Source organism: Marispirochaeta aestuarii, from assembly GCF_002087085.1.
GTDB lineage: Bacteria > Spirochaetota > Spirochaetia > JC444 > Marispirochaetaceae > Marispirochaeta > Marispirochaeta aestuarii.
This window is the reverse complement of record NZ_MWQY01000002.1, coordinates 305,556-323,105: the sequence shown is the minus strand read 5'-3', so window position 1 is coordinate 323,105 and position 17,550 is coordinate 305,556. Positions and strand designations below refer to the sequence as shown.

General features: G+C 51.9%; 18 protein-coding genes. 16 read left to right on the top strand and 2 right to left on the bottom strand.

Annotation, left to right across the window (positions count from 1 at the left end):
* The 4 genes from B4O97_RS19420 to B4O97_RS02960 form a co-directional block, all read left to right on the top strand.
* Window positions 1–302 (top strand): hypothetical protein (locus B4O97_RS19420; RefSeq protein ID WP_158084125.1); only part of this gene is annotated, 302 nt, incomplete at its 5' end.
* Entirely contained in the window at window positions 299–1,360 is a 1,062-nt protein-coding gene (locus B4O97_RS02970; protein ID WP_158084124.1) for a uroporphyrinogen decarboxylase family protein, read from the top strand. The genes B4O97_RS19420 and B4O97_RS02970, both read left to right, overlap by 4 nt.
* A gap of 54 nt (window positions 1,361–1,414) precedes the next feature.
* The gene (locus tag B4O97_RS02965; RefSeq protein ID WP_083048159.1) at window positions 1,415–2,944 is read left to right on the top strand and encodes a phytoene desaturase family protein; all 1,530 of its coding nucleotides are present in this window, start codon (window positions 1,415–1,417) and stop codon (window positions 2,942–2,944) included.
* Window positions 2,945–2,965: 21 nt separating this feature from the next.
* Entirely contained in the window at window positions 2,966–3,871 is a 906-nt protein-coding gene (locus tag B4O97_RS02960) for an AEC family transporter (protein WP_233142885.1), read from the top strand.
* A gap of 12 nt (window positions 3,872–3,883) precedes the next feature.
* On the opposite strand, the gene B4O97_RS02955 is transcribed toward B4O97_RS02960, so the two are convergent.
* The gene (locus B4O97_RS02955) at window positions 3,884–4,411 is read right to left on the bottom strand and encodes a C-GCAxxG-C-C family protein (protein WP_083048157.1); all 528 of its coding nucleotides are present in this window, start codon (window positions 4,409–4,411) and stop codon (window positions 3,884–3,886) included.
* Between the two features lie 154 nt (window positions 4,412–4,565).
* On the opposite strand from B4O97_RS02955, the gene B4O97_RS02950 reads away from it, so the two are divergent.
* The 4 genes from B4O97_RS02950 to B4O97_RS02935 all read left to right on the top strand — a co-directional run bounded on the left by B4O97_RS02950 (window position 4,566) and on the right by B4O97_RS02935 (window position 7,931).
* Window positions 4,566–5,402, top strand: a complete 837-nt coding sequence (locus B4O97_RS02950) for an SDR family NAD(P)-dependent oxidoreductase (RefSeq protein WP_083048155.1) — start codon at window positions 4,566–4,568, stop codon at window positions 5,400–5,402.
* Between the two features lie 51 nt (window positions 5,403–5,453).
* Window positions 5,454–6,167 (top strand): FadR/GntR family transcriptional regulator, encoded by a 714-nt coding sequence (locus B4O97_RS02945; protein WP_083048153.1) that lies wholly within the window; start codon window positions 5,454–5,456, stop codon window positions 6,165–6,167.
* A gap of 94 nt (window positions 6,168–6,261) precedes the next feature.
* Window positions 6,262–7,158, top strand: a complete 897-nt coding sequence (gene garR, locus B4O97_RS02940; protein ID WP_083048151.1) for a 2-hydroxy-3-oxopropionate reductase — start codon at window positions 6,262–6,264, stop codon at window positions 7,156–7,158.
* 11 nt (window positions 7,159–7,169) lie between these two features.
* Window positions 7,170–7,931 carry an SDR family NAD(P)-dependent oxidoreductase gene (locus B4O97_RS02935; RefSeq protein WP_083048149.1) on the top strand — a complete coding sequence of 254 codons (762 nt, stop codon included), beginning with the start codon at window positions 7,170–7,172 and terminating at the stop codon, window positions 7,929–7,931.
* A 71-nt stretch (window positions 7,932–8,002) separates the two neighbouring features.
* Here B4O97_RS02935 and B4O97_RS02930 read toward each other — a convergent pair whose 3' ends face one another.
* Window positions 8,003–8,410 (bottom strand): DUF1761 domain-containing protein, encoded by a 408-nt coding sequence (locus B4O97_RS02930; protein ID WP_083048147.1) that lies wholly within the window; start codon window positions 8,408–8,410, stop codon window positions 8,003–8,005.
* A gap of 177 nt (window positions 8,411–8,587) precedes the next feature.
* Here B4O97_RS02930 and B4O97_RS02925 point away from each other — a divergent pair, with 177 nt between their 5' ends.
* From B4O97_RS02925 to B4O97_RS02890, 8 genes are all read left to right on the top strand, one after another.
* Entirely contained in the window at window positions 8,588–9,718 is a 1,131-nt protein-coding gene (locus B4O97_RS02925; protein WP_158084123.1) for a GGDEF domain-containing protein, read from the top strand.
* 203 nt (window positions 9,719–9,921) lie between these two features.
* Window positions 9,922–10,995 (top strand): sialidase family protein, encoded by a 1,074-nt coding sequence (locus tag B4O97_RS02920; RefSeq protein WP_158084122.1) that lies wholly within the window; start codon window positions 9,922–9,924, stop codon window positions 10,993–10,995.
* Between the two features lie 14 nt (window positions 10,996–11,009).
* Entirely contained in the window at window positions 11,010–11,360 is a 351-nt protein-coding gene (locus B4O97_RS02915) for a GlpM family protein (protein WP_083048141.1), read from the top strand.
* Window positions 11,361–11,628: 268 nt separating this feature from the next.
* Window positions 11,629–12,933, top strand: a complete 1,305-nt coding sequence (locus B4O97_RS02910) for a four-carbon acid sugar kinase family protein (RefSeq protein ID WP_083048139.1) — start codon at window positions 11,629–11,631, stop codon at window positions 12,931–12,933.
* Window positions 12,934–12,955: 22 nt separating this feature from the next.
* Window positions 12,956–13,981, top strand: a complete 1,026-nt coding sequence (gene pdxA, locus B4O97_RS02905; protein WP_083048137.1) for a 4-hydroxythreonine-4-phosphate dehydrogenase PdxA — start codon at window positions 12,956–12,958, stop codon at window positions 13,979–13,981.
* Between the two features lie 4 nt (window positions 13,982–13,985).
* Window positions 13,986–14,963 carry a hydroxyacid dehydrogenase gene (locus tag B4O97_RS02900; RefSeq protein WP_083048136.1) on the top strand — a complete coding sequence of 326 codons (978 nt, stop codon included), beginning with the start codon at window positions 13,986–13,988 and terminating at the stop codon, window positions 14,961–14,963.
* A 52-nt stretch (window positions 14,964–15,015) separates the two neighbouring features.
* On the top strand, window positions 15,016–15,993 hold the full coding sequence (locus B4O97_RS02895) for a Bug family tripartite tricarboxylate transporter substrate binding protein (RefSeq protein ID WP_083048134.1): 978 nt from the start codon (window positions 15,016–15,018) through the stop codon (window positions 15,991–15,993).
* A 76-nt stretch (window positions 15,994–16,069) separates the two neighbouring features.
* The gene (locus tag B4O97_RS02890) at window positions 16,070–17,362 is read left to right on the top strand and encodes a nickel pincer cofactor-dependent isomerase, group 22 (RefSeq protein ID WP_083048133.1); all 1,293 of its coding nucleotides are present in this window, start codon (window positions 16,070–16,072) and stop codon (window positions 17,360–17,362) included.
* Window positions 17,363–17,550: the final 188 nt, after the last annotated feature.

Sequence of the window (17,550 nt, the reverse complement as noted above, 5' to 3'; positions counted from 1 at the left end):
GCGGGGATGTGCAGAACGTCGTTGTACCGATGATGGAGACCGAGGGGCTCAAGGGACTCGATTTTACCATTCCCCAGAACCCGAACTGGGAGGTAATCCGGGATGCCGCCGCCGGCAAGGTTCCCCTCTGCCTGCGGCATTTTTACTGGGACCACGGAGACAAGGCTCAGGTGGACCTGGCAGCGTATACGAAGAAGATCCTCGATTATTTCGGCAGACGGGGGGTGATGATTCAGACCTCCACCCCCGATGCGGAGTCCGCAGTACCTTTAAGCCGACAGCTGATGGAGCTGTGCCTGTGACCTCCAGGGAACGTTTTCTCGCGGCGGTTCGGGGGGGCAGCCTGGACAGGGTTCCGGTGGCCCCCTACTGCGGCAATTTCGGGGCTGTGCTGGCTGGAATCCCCATATCCGTCTACAATACGGACCCCAAAAAGATGGCGGAAGCCCAGATCCGCGCCTGGGAGGCCGTGGGCCAGGATGTGGTGGTCGCCCAGTCGGATAACTACTACATTGCCGAGGGCTTCGGCTGCCAAATAAACCAGCCGGTGAACACAACCCCGAACCTCACGGCTCCTGCAGTGGAGAGTCTCGATCAGGTCGATCGCCTGAAGGTTCCGGATCCCTGGAAGGACGGCCGTATGCCGGTTTACCTGGAGGCCGTCGCCCTTCTGCGTGAGCACTTCGGCAACGAAGTTGCCGTACGCGCCCCGGGAACGGGTCCTTTCTCCCTGGCGAGTTACCTGGTGGGAGGAACCACCGAGTTCCTGACCCAGATTGCCCTTTGTGAGGCCGACGAGGACCGCGAGAAGGAGGAGCAGATCTTCAGGGTTATGGAACTCTCCTCGGACGCCCTTATCCTCTTTCTCAAAGCGGCCCTGGATACGGGTTCGGACACCGCCCAGGCCGGAGACTCCCTGGCCTCCCTGAGCATGATCTCCCCGGCTATCTACGAGAAGTACGTTTATCCCTGGGAGGTAAAGGTTTTTTCCGCCCTTGCACCGGCGGCGCGTGAAAAGGCTGCAGTGACAATCCTCCATATCTGCGGGGATACCCGGAAAATCCTTCCCCTTATGGCAAAGACAGGGGCCGATGTCCTGGAAATCGATGCAAAGGTCGAGCTGGCTGATGCCCGGGAACTTGCAGGACCCGACATAAGCCTCATGGGCAACCTGGAGCCGACCACGGTTCTCTTTCAGGGAAACCCGGAACTCGTCAGGAAAGAATCGGTACGCTGTATTGAATCGGTTAAGGGACTCGAGGGCGGATTCATCCTGGGCTCGGGCTGCGAGGTTGTGCCGGGAACAGCGGCGGAGAACCTGAAGGCCATGGTGGATGCCTCCCGGGCAATTTCTTCATGATAATTTTTCTCAGCAGTATGGATTTTAGAAAAGCGGATACACTACAATAAAAAGATGGAAAAGTACGATATCATTATTATCGGCGGCGGCATGGGCGGTATGACCGCGGCCAATGCCTGTGCAAAACGGGGACTCAAAACCCTGGTTCTTGAGCAGAACCACCATACCGGCGGCAACATGTCCGGCTTCCGGCGAAAAGGTTTCTACTTTGACGGCGGAGACCAGTCTTTCGAAAGTCTCGGTATTGTTTTTCCCATTCTGGACGAACTCGGACTTCTCGATAAGCTGCGCTGGCACAAAGCCCGCTTCAGGATGGTATCCCCGGATTTCGACTTCCGTGTGGACTCCTTCCAGGAGGTGGAGGAAGCGCTTCAGACTGCTTTTCCCGGGGAGAAGGGAATACCTGTACTGTTCCGGGAGGTCCGGGAGGTCTCCCGTTTTATCGAGAGCAAGATGGATCCCTGGAGTTTCCCCCTTCTGCACAATTTTTCCATTTCCGGACTCGCCTCGATGCTGCCCTGGCTTCCGAAGCTCCGGCGCTGGCTAAGCTTCGATTACCGGGTCAAGGCCTGTTCGGTTATCCGTGACCCTGGTCTGCAAAAATGGTTCACCCAGATCGGCTATTATCATATGCCCTTTATCTTTTTCGCCGGGTTCTGGCACCTCTGGATGAAGGACTACTGGTATCCCGAAGGGGGTATGCAGGCCTTTCATGATCTTCTGGCGGAGAATTTCACGCAACTCGGAGGGGATCTGCGCTGCAATACCCGGGTGGAAAAAATCGAGCACCAGGGCTCCAGGGCCCGGTCCGTACGTACCGAAAAAGGGGAAGTCTTTTACGGTGACAGCTTTATCTATGCAGGGGACTACAAACGCCTGGTCGGCAGCATTCTCGGGCCGGAGGTTTTCAAGCCCTCCTTTGTAAAAAAAATTGAAGGGGCAAAGCTGACCGAATCTCTGGTGAACGTATACCTGGGAGTAAGCGCGGGGACGGAAGAGCTTGACGAGCGTCTGGGGGCTCAGCATGTATTCTACTTTCCCAATTACGATGTCATTTTTCCATCCTCAGAATCCCCCGAGGATGTTCACGGCAGGATGTGGCTTACCCTGAACCATTTCGGCAAAGAGAATCCCAACGCGGCGGCGCCAGGTCAGTCTTCTCTTGTCCTGCAGACCTTCAGCTCTTACGACTGGCGGGACTGCTGGGGAATCGGACAGGCTGCGGGTCCCCGTCCGGAGGCCTATTCCCGGCTCAAGGAACGGGTAGCTGCAGAACTCACGGGCCTGGCGGAAAACCTCGTTCCTGGTCTGGGATCCCGGGTCCTCTACACCGATGTGGGAACGCCGATTTCCAGCGAACGTTTTTCCCTGAATACAGGGGGGTCCTCGGGAGGCTGGTGCTATGACGGCAGGGAGTCCCCGGTATACCGGTTCCCGTTTCTCAATCTATTTTCCACCCCTTTAAGGAATTTACGGGCCTGCGGGCACTACAGTCTCTGGCCCGGTGGAGTCATTACCGCCGCCCTCAGCGGAAAGATTGTTGCGAATCTGAGTTCCGGCAGGAAGCCTCTGAAAAAACTCTAAAACAAAACAGGAAAGGTCTTTATGTACACCATGCTCAGCTACTTTCTTGATACCCTCAGTGTGCTGCTCCCTCTTTTTGCCGTTATAGCCGGCGGCTGGATGATGTCCGCGGCCGCTCCCATCAGCGAGGATACCCTTTCCCGGGTGCTGGTAGATTTTTTCATGCCCCTGCTGGTCTTTGTCAGTCTCTATGAATCCACGGTCAGTCAGGATGATATGGGGGATCTGCTGGCCACAGTGCTCTTTCTGATGCTGAGTACCTACCTGATTGTCGTGGTCTACGGCCGGATTGCCGGCAGGGATATCCGGGGACTGGCCCTGCCGGTTATCTTCATGAATTCAGGCTTCCTCGGCTTTCCCCTGATGCAGCTCTGGAGCGGAAGCGAAGCCCTGAACATCATTATAGTCTTCGACCAGATTTACGGACTCTTTCTCTTCAGTTTCGGTTTTCTGATAATCGGCGGCGGCTTCAATCTCAAGGGTCTTATGCTTTCCCTGAAGTCCCCGATCCTGATAGCCGCAGTTCTGGGCTTTCTTTTTCATCTGTTCAGGATACCGGTTCCCGGGACAATTCTGGAAACCTGCCGTTTCGCCGGTGCCGCAGCCGCTCCCCTGGCGGCCTTTATTGTGGGGGGTTCCTTAAGCATGCGCAGGCCGAAAATCGATGCCGCGGTGTTCTGGGGAATCCTGCTGCGGATAGGTGTCGGGTTTCTGCTGGGTATCGCTGCGGTCTATCTCTTCCGGCTGGAAGGCCTGACCAGGACGGTGGTCCTTGTTGCCGCGGCGCTTCCGTCTGCGGTTTTCTCCTATGTTCTGCCCGCCCGCTACGGCATCGATTCATCGGATGCCCAGAGCATCGTGGTACTGACCACGGCCCTGGGCATTATTACCATCCCTTTGAGTTTTGTGCTGGCTTCGCTGATCTGATACCCGGAGCTTTTATTTATCCAGGTATCCCTCTTCCGCCAGGATCTCGGTGCTCCATTTGGCCGCCAGGGCGACGACCCGGGTGCACTTGTCGGTGTGAGCCCCGGCATTCTCGAATTTCTGGAACTCGTCGGGATCTTCAATATAGAATGGGCGGCCCATGGTGCGGGTGTGGATCTCGCTGCAGGTGACAGTACCGAACTCGTCGATGAAGCGCTGATGCAGCTTCTTGACCAGTCTGAAGTTCTCCATCCTGATCTGTTCAGGATCGGCGAAGTTGTCCCGCTCCCGGCCGACATGGTAGCCGATCATCATGGTTCCTCCGGCATAGGCGCCGCAGTTTCCATCGATCTGCCTGGCTCCGCCCCCGGCCATTCCTGTGGCCGCCTTAAAAATAGCGTCGGTCTCGGGGTTCCGTACCTCCAGCGCATCCTGCAGGGCCGCGATGGCGCACTGGGCGCAGCCCCGATACTCTTTTTCAAAGCTAAAACCAAGATCGTAGGCTTTCTTCGCTATCTTTTCGACAGTTTTCTTTTCCATCCTTCTCTCCGTAAGGTGCAGATTTATCCGTACAGAATACGGCGGGTATGGGGTGCGGTATCAAATTAAAATGCAATTTCCGCATTTACCCTTGAGATTGTGTCCATTTCCCCACATAATGTTGTATTATATCATACTAATCTAGGAGTTAGCTATGCAAAATAGAAATCTTTCCCTCTCCGGAAAGAATGTCTGGGTAACAGGTTCTTCCCGGGGTATTGGAAAAGCCATTGCTGAACACTTCGCTTCCTGTGGGGCCAACGTGGTTATACACGGCAGCCGTCCGGACTCCACCAGAGTCTTCAACGAAGGGGAGAGCCTGGAAAGCAACGCAAAGGCTGTGGCCGAAAAATACGGAGTTACCTGTCTGGCGGTAACGGGAGACCTTACCGACTGGAAGGCAGTACAGAGGATTGTTGATGAGATCCACCAGAAACTCGGGGCCATCGATGTTCTGGTCAACAATGCCGGGGGTGATATCGGCACGAAGGGTGTGGCGGCGGATATGGCGGGAAAACCCGATGGCAACGATGCGACAAACATATCCGTGGAAGACATAAAAACCGTTATGGATCGGAACTTCCTGACCTGTGTATACAGCTGCAAGGCGGTAGCCCCGGAGATGATGGAGAGGAAAAGCGGGAAGATAATCAATATCGGAAGCATCGCCGGGCTTAAAGGTCTTCCCGGTGCGGCTATCTACGCATCTTCAAAAGCCGCAGTGCATGAGTACTCCCGCTGTCTGGCAGTTCAGCTGAGGCCCTGGGACATCAATGTCAACGTTATTGCCCCCGGGGATACCCTCACCGAGCGTTATATTGCCTCAAGGCCGACGGATGATTCCCGGAAGGTCCATGAGGGGACCCTGGACCGGTACGGCTGGCCCGAGGAGGTAGCTACGGCGGTGGAATTCCTGGCAACCGATGCCTCCCGTTTTATTACCGGAGAGGTCATTCGGGTCGACGGAGGCAGCCAGGTCTGGCCATCGTGATGCGTTGACAGCTGGCGACATTGTAAGTTATCATACAAGTGGTCAGAGAGGATGAACAAGGTAACGGTACAACGGGTACGGCGCGAACGTGTCAGTGCCCAGGTCTTTCAACAGCTTAAAGCCCGTCTCATAGAAGGTGTCTGGCAGGCCGGAGAGAAGCTCCCATCGGAGGGAGAATTATCCGAACTCTTCGGTGTAAGCCGGGTCTCTGTACGTGAAGCCCTGCATAGACTGGCTACTCTGGGGCTGCTTGAAACCCGACACGGCGAGGGGAGTTTTGTCTGTTCCGCCTCCTCGGACTGTTACATTAACAATCTTCTTCCCGCGTTGGTCCTCGACCGGACCAGCATCTATGATGTTCTTGAATACCGGCAGACCATGGAAAAGGGCATAGTCGCCCTGGTTGTGGAAAAAGCCACCAAAGCGGATATCGCAATCCTCGATAGTTACTATCAGAAGATGGTGGAATGTAAAGAGAACAGCACCGAGTTTGCCCATGCGGACCTGGATTTTCACCTTGCTTTGGCCGGGGCGACCAAAAACCAGGTTTTTTTCAAGGTGAACAGCATCATAAAGGATATTCTCTGTGCCTCCATGGAGAATATCGTCAGTCTGCTGGGCCCCCAGGACGGACTTGATTTTCACAAGCGCATCCTTGATGCAATAAAGAAGAGGGACAGTCAGACAGCACAGGCGCTTATGGAGGAACATGTTACCCGGACTATTGTCCGCCTCAGGGAAGAGAAGCGATTTACCGGGGACTGATCAGTGCGTGTGAGTTATGGAAGTCGCCGGCCGTATCTGCGGCCCGGAGATTCATATTTTTTTATGGAAATTTTATCTATTAAGGAGTATTGAGATGAAACTTGGATTTGTTGGTCTTGGAATCATGGGTAAGCCCATGGCAAAGAATCTGCTTAAAGCAGGTTACGAGATTGTTGCATTTGATGTAGTTAAGCCTAATCTGGATGAGGTTGTAGCGGCTGGAGCCGAAGCGGGAACCTCCGCAGCGGACGTCGCCGGCAAGACCGATATTATCATCACCATGCTGCCCAACTCTCCTCACGTCAAGGCTGTATGTCTTGGAGAAGGCGGCATTATCGAGGGTGCGAAGTCCGGCAGCATTGTAGTGGATATGAGCTCCATTGCTCCCCTCGCTTCCCAGGAAGTGGCTGCCGAGCTTGCCAAGAAAGGCATAGAAATGATTGACGCTCCGGTTTCCGGCGGAGAGCCCAAGGCGATTGACGGAAGTCTTGCAATCATGGTCGGTGGAAAGGAAGAGGTATTCAACAAAGTTAAGGACATACTCCTTGTAATGGGTGCGTCCGCTGTTCTCTGCGGAGATATCGGCGCCGGTAACGTCACCAAGCTTGCCAACCAGATTATTGTCGCCCTGAACATCTCGGCAATGTCGGAGGCCTATGTTCTCGCGACCAAAGCCGGCGTTGATCCGGAAAAGGTCTTTAACGCCATCAAGGGCGGACTGGCCGGCAGCACTGTTCTGAATGCCAAGTCTCCCATGGTCCTGGAAGGCAACTACAAGCCCGGTTTCCGGATTGAGCTGCATATCAAGGACATTCAGAATGCCCTGGATACCGCTCACGAGCTTTCAGTACCCGTACCCCTCACTGCTCAGTCCATGGAGATCATGCAGGCCCTCAAGGTTGACGGCAAGCAGAAGGACGATCACGGCGGAATTATTCAGTACTATGAAAAGCTGGCGGGCGTTAAGGTCCGAGCCGGAAAACAGTCCTGAGGCCCGGCGTCATGAAACTGCGGGATAAAGTCTGTATTATCACAGGTGGTGCCATGGGAATAGGCGCAGCAGTTGCCGCGACCTTTCGCAAAGAGGGTGCCTATGTCTTTATCTGCGATATGAACCGGGAAGCCGGAGAGGCGCTTGCGAAAGAGCTCGCGCCTCAACCGGCTGAGGCCGGTGGTGCCGAATTCGCTTTTCTGGATATTTCCAAAGAAGCCAACTGGCAGCAAGTCATGGATACCATCAGGGGTTCCCGGGGTCGGCTGGATGTTCTGGTGAATAATGCGGGAATCAATATCCGTAAGGATATCGAAGAGATGCCCGAAGCTGACCTGGACACCATGCTCTCTGTCAATATCAAAGGCCCCTTTATGGGGATTAAACACGCCCTGCCGCTTATGAGAAACTCCGGTGGCGGTTCCATTCTTAACATGGTATCCATCTGCGGTCTTGTGGGACACAAATTCACCAATGAGACCTATACCATGTGCAAAGGGGCGCTGACCCTGCTGACCAAATCAATTGCCTCCCGTTACGCGAAGGACAACGTACGCTGCAACAGTATTCATCCCAGTACCGTGGATACCCCGGGCCTGCAGAAGGTTCTGACAGATCCTGTACTGAGGGAACAGCGATATGGAGAGATCCCCCTTGGCCGTCTTGCCACCTCGGAAGATGTCGCCCAGGCTTTTCTCTACCTTGCATCCGAAGAGGCTTCGTTCCTGAATGGAGTCAATCTGCCGGTAGACGGCGGCCTGACTGCGTATTAAGGGTTCGAGAAAGACAGGTACAAAAAAGGACCGTCCGGCGGGCGGTCCTTTTCTTTTTTGTGTCGAACCTGTTATACCGCTCCGATTATGGCGGCCATACCGGCAAAGGTGACCATATTCGTGCCGGCATTGATAAAATAAAGTTCTCTGGGTGCTTTTTCATAGAGAACACGATTAAAGAAGGGGGGTACGAGGAAAACCAGCCAGATAAAAAGCCCCAGAAAAAGTCCTCCAAAAAAACCGTCCATACCGGTAAAGTTCTTGAGAAGGCTGAAACCCAGGGCTTCAACCAGCGCTACCGCCAGGGCGCCCAGCATTATTCCAGGGGTCATCCCTCCCTGAAGATCATCCTCCCGGTGACCTACAAGCACAGTCCATCGGTTTCCAAACATCATTGGGCTGTACCAGAGACTGCCGATCACAAGATTATAGACAACTGCCAGCAGAATTCCCAGAAGACTAAGTTCAAATTGGTCCATCCCGTCCTCCTTGTCAGGGCGACTAAAAAGGAAAATGCCTGTTCGCCCCGCTCAGCATACCAAAAACCATGCTGATAACAAAGATATTTTATCTTCTTCCTGCCCGTCTTGTCGAGAAAAAGGTTCTTGGTTACAATCGTCTTCATGTTCGACGGTAATGGTCGTGATGGAAAAGAAATGACGGATGCTCTGAACACCCCTGAGGTGCTTTCTCATTACGATCTTCTCGACCGTCTGGGTATAATCGAAGAAATTAACCGCCTCAAAAGTCTTGTTATTGAACGGAATGATCTTCTGGGGGAAGCGACTGTCATATTTACCCAGACAGAGATCCCTGAAATAGCCCGCACTGCCGCGGGATTTCTCCTGAATAAATTCATACCCCGGCGTCTCTCCTTTATCTACTCCCAGGACGGCGGACCGGAGGTCAAGGTCCTCTCCTTCCGGAATATGAAGGAAGATCCTCCTGAGACCCATCTTATTGATTTATCACCCTTCGACGGCTTTTTTTCTGAAAACATCGGTCTTGTCCGCTTTTCCGATATGCAGGTAAAGCTGCAGGATCCCGTTGCACTTGAAGATCTGAATATTATGGACCCGGAGCTTGTAATCCCGGTGAAAGGCCATACAGGTCTCTATGGTATGGTCGTGATTTCATCCAAAATCGTGGGGGGGGATTATTCCATAAGTGAACTTGCGTATGTGGACAGGCTGATGAGCTTCGTATCCATCGCCATGCAGAACAGCATCCATTATTCAAGTTCCGTAACCGACTCCAAGACCCGGCTTTTCAACACCGCCTTTATTCAATCAGAGATGGAAGAGGAGATCAGCAGGACAAAACGCTACGGCGGGGTATTCAGCATCCTGATGATCGACCTTGACTATTTCAAGCGTCTGAACGACAGATACGGTCACCTGGCGGGGGACCTCGTGTTAAAAGAGGTGGCTTCCATGATCGGAAGCTCCGTGCGTGAAGGCGACGTGGCCGCTCGTTTTGGGGGAGAAGAGTTCATGGTGCTCCTGCACAATGCCGATGCCTGTGCAGCCTACTCAATTGCAGAGCGTCTGCGCAGGTCCATCGAGGTCCGCCGGTTTTTCTATATGAACCAGGAAATCCGGGTAACCGCCAGTATCGGCTGCGTTGCTTTCAACAGCGACGATACGATCTCCAGGGAGGATCTCTGCTATCTCGCGGATACCGCGCTATATCGTTCAAAACATGCGGGGCGGAATACCACCTCCATTGTCGGCTCCGGACTGCTCCATCGGGCGGTAAAAGCCCTGCATCAGATGGATAATAATTAGTCGCTGGTGGTGATAATTTCACCATAATCCTGCAGCATTGAATTCTCCTCAATAATCCGGTATTGCTGGCGGTAAATAATTGTTTGTACAGTCAAGAATTAGATTCAGCTCTTCCGGGTAATGAATAATGGCATGAAAACTGCAGGAAAAACAGAAATATGCTCAGCATATTTTATATTCTTGAGATTAAACAGGATAGAAAGATGAAGATTATCAGTTCACATAAAATACCCACACCCTGTACAAGCAATCATGCCTCCAATCTGCTGGAGCTTGAGGACGGAAATCTGCTGTGCACCTGGTTCGGCGGCAGTATGGAAGGATCCTCCGACGTAAGCATCTATCTTTCCCGTTTCGATTCTTCCAGTGAAACCTGGAGTCCGGCGGAGAAGATGTCTGATGATCCCACACGGTCGGAACAGAATCCGGTTATTTTTACAAGCCCAGGGAAAGAGCTGTGGCTTCTCTATACCGCCCAATTGAAAACGGACCAGGGAACGGCCATTGTCCGGCGTCGTCGCTCCAGGGACGGTGGAAAAACCTGGGAAGGAATCGAAGACCTCTTTACAGGGGAAGGTACCTTCATCAGGCAGACTCCTGTTGTCAACTCCAGGGGATATATTCTTGTACCAATCTGGCACAGCAATATAAAAAACGCCTTCGGGGATGATACTAGTCTGGTCATGGTCTCCCGGGACGGCGGTTCAAGCTGGGAAACCATCGAAGTTCCTGAAAGCAACGGCTGTGTTCACATGAATATTCTGTCAAATTGCAGGGCGGCTTTCTACAGAAGCAGAAGATCGGACAGAATCTACCGCAGTGTTTCCGATGACGATGGATTGAGCTGGTCCAAACCTGAAGCTACCGAACTTCCCAACAACAATGCCTCAATTCAGGCACGGTTGCTGTCGGATGATCGAATCCTGATTATCTATAACGAGAATTCCGCCCGGGGACGAAAAAGCGAAAGCTCAATTCCTCCCTGGATACAGGATAAGGAGGATTTTCTCAGGCAGTGCCGGATTACTGAAAAGAGCGCCGTATGGGGAGTCCCGCGGAATCCGCTGGTAATATCGAGTTCCGATGATCTGGGACTCAACTGGAAAAAGGAGCTGGTCGTCGAATCGGATCCGAATCTGCGTTCGGAGCACGATCATAAAGGTTCCTTTATCGGTGATTACTCCTATCCCTCCGTCATTCAGGGGCGGGACGGTCGAATACATATCAGCTACTCATATCTGCGGGACTATATACAGCACCGTATTCTCAGTCTGTAAATCCGGGGTATGGTATGTGGATGGAGATGCTGATCAGGTTTACTGTGGGAGGAAGCCTCATCGTTCTTGTTTCCCTTGTTTCAAAGTCGAAGCTTCCCCACCTCTCCGGCCTGCTGGTCCTGTTTCCAATAGTGACGGTTATAGGATTTTTCTTCATAGGCAGAAGTGCTTCTCCCCGGCAGCTGCAGAATATTGCCCTGTTCAGTATCGTATCCTTTCCGACAACCCTTGGTTTTCTCATATCCTTTTACTGTTTTCTTAACCGGTACAGCTATCGTTCATCAATACTGTTATCTGTTCTTGTGTGGCTCATTATTGCACTGCTGGTAATTATCGTAAATAAATATCTGCTCCATATTAGATAGTCCCAATGTGGATATTTTACTCCGCTGGTGGTGATATAATCATCACCAGCGGATGTTTTCCGCAAAAGTCTATAATCCCGGTTCAGACACTTTTCGTCGGGTGTGCGGCCCTTCAGTTTCGGGGAATTTCTTAAAGTACATCAGTGTAAAGACTTAGATACGAGTATGGACGATGCTTTGTCTCCGTTACGGATAACGGGGAGAAAATGGAAAAATGAAAATGAAAAACCTGTGACCTTGGCACGTTCATTGCTTAATACTTCCAAGTATGGGTTTAAAACTTTGCATAATAGCTGATGATTTTACCGGAGCCGGCGATTCTGCCGTACAGTTCAGAAAGAACGGATATACGCCGTTTCTCGCCCTCCAGAACTGGGATTCCGGTGTTGATCTTGAATTATATAACGTACTTGTCGTCAGTACCGAATCCAGGTTCATGCTTCCCAGTGATTCCTATGACAAGGTGCGGAGTGTAGTCGAAACCTGCAGAAGACTTGGTGTACGGCAGTTTTTCAAAAAAATCGATTCAACCATTCGCGGAAATGTTCCCGAAGAGATTGCCGCCGTCATGGATGCCGGAGATTTTGATTGCGCCCTTGTGGCCCCTTCGGCTCCCAAGAACGGGCGTACTGTTGTGGCAGGCAACTGTCTGGTAAACGGGGTGCCCATCGGTGAGAACGGACACCAGATCGATCCTTTCACTCCTGTTGCGTCTGCATTTGTCCCGGGACTTCTTGAACGGTGGTTTCGCAACAGCGTTGGGCATATCGATCTTGAAACGATACGCAAAGGTTCGGATGCCTTTCTAACACGATTCAAAGAGCTGAGACAGGAGGGCGCACGGGCCATCGTCGCCGATGCAGAAACACTGGAGGACCTCCGGATCCTTGCTTCAGCCCGGGAAGATGAGTCGGTTCTGTTTGCCGGTGCCTCCGGTCTTGCAGAAGCCCTCACCGACGCAGGGGAAGGGTCCTCTCCGGAGTTCCCCGTTATCGATGAGGGGAAGCTGCTGTTTGTTGCAGGGAGTGTAACGGAAACTACCAGAACCCAGGTGGCGGAACTTGAAAAAAGTATCGATCCTGTATCCCTTTGTGTCGCCATGCAGAACCTGCTTAACGACGAAGAAAAGGAACTGTCCCGTCTTCTGCATGAGGATTCTCAGTCGAGGAAGGATGTTCCGGTGCTGATCAAAACCTTCGATGGTGACTGTGAATACAAGAACGACATCGCATATGCAGCGGAACTGGGTATAAATGAGAAGGAGCTGGGAGAGCGGGTTTCCAGTTTCCTGGGAAGGCTGGTTGCCCGTATCTTTATGCAGCGCCAGATTGAAGCAGTATTTATTACCGGGGGCAATACTGCCGCCGGAGTCAGTGAGTCACTGAAAGTCAAGGGTGTGGAATTACTCGACGAAATCCTGCCCGGCATCCCCATTGGAAGGTTTGATACCCCCTATGCCGATAAGCCGGTCTACCTTATTTCAAAGGCCGGCGGTTTCGGCAGGAAAAATGCAATGACACAGGTGTGTAAAATCGTTACCGGCAGACAGGAACAGCAGCCGGAACGTAAATGAATATTTCTAGAAGGAACAGACCATGAAAACTGAGAAGAGACCAATTTTAGGAATCAGCGTTGGCGATCCGGCGGGTATCGGACCGGAGATTACCGCCAAGGCCTTGAATGAAAAGCACGTATACGATATCTGCAGGCCCCTGGCAGTCTGTGATCTGAAAGTCATGGAAGCGGCCATTGAGTTTTCCGGGCTTTCCCTGAAAACCAGGGCCGTTTCGTCTCCGGCGGAGGGCAGGTACGAATTCGGAACCATAGACGTGCTCGATATGCAGAATATAGACATGAGCAGGCTGAAATATAAAACCGTTTCCGCCATGACCGGAAAGGCCAGCTATGAATATATCGAGAAGGTTATCCAGCTCGCCCTTGCAAAAGAAGTTGATGCGACTATCACCGGCCCCATAAACAAGGAGGCCATTAACTCCGCCGGTATCAAGGAAGCCGGACACACTGAGATCTACGCCCGTCTTACCGGGACCAGGGATTACGCCATGATGCTCGCCGAAGGGGACTTCCGGGTTGTCCATGTCTCCACCCACGTATCCCTGCAGGAGGCAATAAACCGCTGCAAAAAGGAACGGGTTTACCGGGTTATCAAGCTGGCGGACGAGGCCCTGAAGCGGCTGGGCATCGAACAGCCCAGAATTGCCGTGGCAGGTCTGAATCCCCACGCCGGTGAAAACGGCATGTTCGGCCGGGAAGAGATCGATGAGATTATTCCCGCCATCGAGCAGGCTGTTGCCGAAGGCATGACGGTGGAAGGACCGATCCCTCCGGATACGGTCTTTTCCAAAATGAAGGGCGGGCAGTACGACATAGTGGTTGTTCAGTATCACGACCAGGGGCATATCCCCACCAAGCTGGCGGGATTCAACTACGACCGTAACACCAATACCTGGCTCTCCATGTCCGGGGTCAACATTACCCTGGGGCTGCCGATTATCCGCTCCTCCGTGGACCACGGTACCGCCTTCGGAAAGGCCGGCGAAGGCCGGGCAAATCCTGAGAGCATGCTGCAGGCCATCGAGATGGGCGTGAGGATGGTGTAAAGATATGATTACTGTCCTGATCTCGCATCCCTTGTACAAACCGGGGATGGATGCCATCAACGGTAAGGCAGATCTTATAATTCCGAATAATGGAGACAGTGACATCATTATCGAGGATTTAAAAAAAGCCGACGGTTTCATTCTGCGAATTGGGAAGATCGATCGTAAGGCTATTGATGCCTGTGAAAAGCTCAAGGTAATAACCCGTCCGGGTGTGGGTGTTGATAATGTTGATGTTCAGGCCGCCACGGAGCGGGGTATTCCGGTTGTGATCTGTCCCGCCGCCAATGCCCGGGCAGTTGCCGAGCATACTCTGGCCCTGATCTTCGGCATATCAAAAAATATTGTGGAAAGCGATGTCGAGACGAGAAAAGGGAATTTCGGCATTCGCAACAAGTATGCCGCCGTCGAACTGCTGGGAAAAACAGTCAGTGTAATAGGCCTGGGAAATATCGGCAGGACCGTCGCGCAGCTCTGCGCCGGTGTGGGCATGAAAGTATGCGCCTACGATCCCTTCCTCGACCGAAAAGACGTGGAAGCTCTGGGATACACCTATGCAGGGGACCTGCAACAGGCTGTTGAGGCTGGGGATTACGTGAGCCTCCATATGCCGTCCATGCCGGAAACCCGTAACATGATCAATAGTCAAATCCTCGCTGCAATGAAGAAGAGTGCATTTCTCATAAACTGTGCACGGGGCGATATAGTCGATGAAACGGCACTCTTTGAAGCCCTGAAGAACGAAAGTATAGCCGGAGCGGCGGTGGACGTGCTGGCCGATGAACCCATGAAAGCTGAGCACCCCTTAATGAAGCTGAGCAACCTCATCGTCAGTCCGCATATGGCGGCTCAGACCAGGGAGACGACAAGCGCCGTTGTCACCATGGCTGTACAGGGAACCCTCGCGGTTATTGAGGGAGAAAAATGGCCTCATGTATGCAACCCGGAGGTCTATGAGCACCCGAAATGGAAGGGTGTTTGACAATGTTACGCAATCCGGTCCTGGATCGGATAATTTATTAAGGAGGGGTTACATGAAAAAATTTCTTGTAGCTGCGCTTGTATTATTGTTTACAGTTTCAGTTTTTTCCGAAGGGAAATCGGAAAGTGCAGGCAGTGGGGCCGCTGAATGGCCAAAGCAGAATATCACCATTATCGGTACCCATGGTGCCGGTGGAGATACGGATTATAACGGTCGTCTGATCAGCCGGTTTGTGGAAAAGAAACTTGGGGTTTCCCTTGTTCCCACCAACGTTACCGGAAGCAACGGTAATATCGCCATGGAACAGTACCGGAATGCCAAACCCGATGGATATACCTTTATCATGACCAATACGACGGCTGTGATGGGTAATGAGGCTACCGGGCTTTCTTCTTTCGGATGGGATGCCTTTGAACCGGTCGCTATTTACGGCAAGCAGTCCGGCGAAAACATTATCGTTCCCGCCGATTCTCCCTACCAGTCCATTGACGATCTGGTAAAAGCTTCAAAAGCCAATCCGAATACTATCCGCTTTGGAATATCCACCGGCGGTGGTGTTTATATCGCTTCGGTCATACTGGCTCAGTCAGGTGCGGAGTTTGCGGTCATGGATCAGGGTGACGGTGCATCCCGGATGACTGCTCTTCTGGGAAAACATGTTGATGCGACTATCGTTCCCTATGCGACGGCGAAACAGTATATAGAATCAGGGCAGATCAGAACCCTTGCTACATTGCTGAGCGATTCTCCCTCACTGCTCAAGAATGTTCCTTCGGCCAGCAAGACCGGTGTTCCTGATCTTGTTATGGACACCATGTATGTGTGTCTTGCTCCTAAAGGAACTCCCAGGGAGATCGTTGAACAGATGAACGCAGCGATTCTGGATGTTGTCAACAATGACCCTGAATACGCTGCAGAGTGTCGAAAATTCAACCTGCAGGATCCCTGGGCTCTGAGTGTAGATGACACCATTGCGGAGCTGATGAAGCAGCGTGAACATTTCATGAAATTCTCCAAATACCTGCGATAACTGAAAATACAGGTTAAAACCCGAAAAGCCTTAAGGCTTTTCGGGTTAATTATATGCACGGAGCTGAGCAGGAATTATGGAGATAAAGAAACAGACAAATATACGACATCTTCTCAAAGATGTACCAATACCGGGAGTGATAAAGGTTCGGCAGCACTTCGACGGAAGCAGAGTTGAGGATATTCCTGGAACAATCAGAACTCAACTCAAAGAACAGTCCCTGAGTGCAAGGATACGACAGGGTGACAGGGTGGTCCTGACCGGGAGCAGTCGTGAAATTGCGAACATGAACGTGATTCTCCGGGAGCTGGCTGCATTTATTACAAGCTGTGGGGCCCATCCGTACATTGTTCCTGCCATGGGCAGTCATGGAGGTTCTTCGGCAGAGGGACAGAAAGAGATCCTGGAAGACTACGGTATTACAGAAGAATTCTGCGCCTGTCCGATTCACTCCTCAATGGATACCGTCGTTACCGGTTACACCCCGGATGGTTTGCCTGTATATTTCGATAAATTTACAGCTGAGTCTGATTCAATCGTTGTGGTGGGACGCATAAAAGCCCACACGGCATTTCGCGGTCCCTATGAGTCCGGACTATTTAAGATGCTCGGCATCGGACTTGGCAAACAGAAGGGAGCGGATTCCCTTCATGCCGCGGGATTCGGCGCCTTCAAGGAAAGAATCCCGGAGTTTGCCCGCGTCATAATGAATAATAATAATGTAGTTTTCGGTGTCGGTGTCATTGAGAACGCTTATGATCAGACCTGCCGTATTGAAGTTATCAAAGGGGAGGAGATCGCGGAAAAGGAACCTCCTCTTTTGGAGTATGCCAAAAAGCGGATGCCAAGAATCCTTTTTCCCGAAACGGATGTACTTGTTGTAACCCAGATCGGGAAGAATTTTTCCGGGAGTGGTATGGATCCGAATGTTACCGGGACCTGGGCAACCCCCTATGGGTCGGGTGGTATTTATAAGCAGAAGACCGTTGTTCTCGATGTCTCCGATAAATCCCATGGAAATGCAATGGGAGTGGGGATGGCCGATGTAACTACCCTGCGACTGTTTAACAAGATCGATTTTACTGCCCTTTATCCGAATATGCTTACATCCACCGTTATTACGCCGGGAAAAATAGCGATGGTAATGGAAGATGATGAACTGGCTATTAAAGCGGCAATAAAAACATGTACAAATATTGAAAAGAAGACGGTAAGAATCGTCCTTATTAAAAATACCCTGAGTCTTGACGAACTCTATATATCTGAAGCGATGCAGCAGGAAGCTATGGAGACTGAAGGGGTAGAAATAGTGGAAAATGCCAGGAAAATGAAATTCGATAACGAAGGGAATCTCCTGGAGTTCGTTTAAATAGAGGGAAGCTCTAAGAACGTGGTAGTTTTTTCATAGTCAGGAAAGAAAGATTTTGTAAGGACCGCAAATTCTTGTGATAACATGAGTTGAGGACCGCGGGAAATCTTGACGACCCTGAAAATGGGAAAAAGAGTAGTTTTTGGAGATGCCCTGGAGAACCGGTACGGGTTTTATGTGAGTTCAAA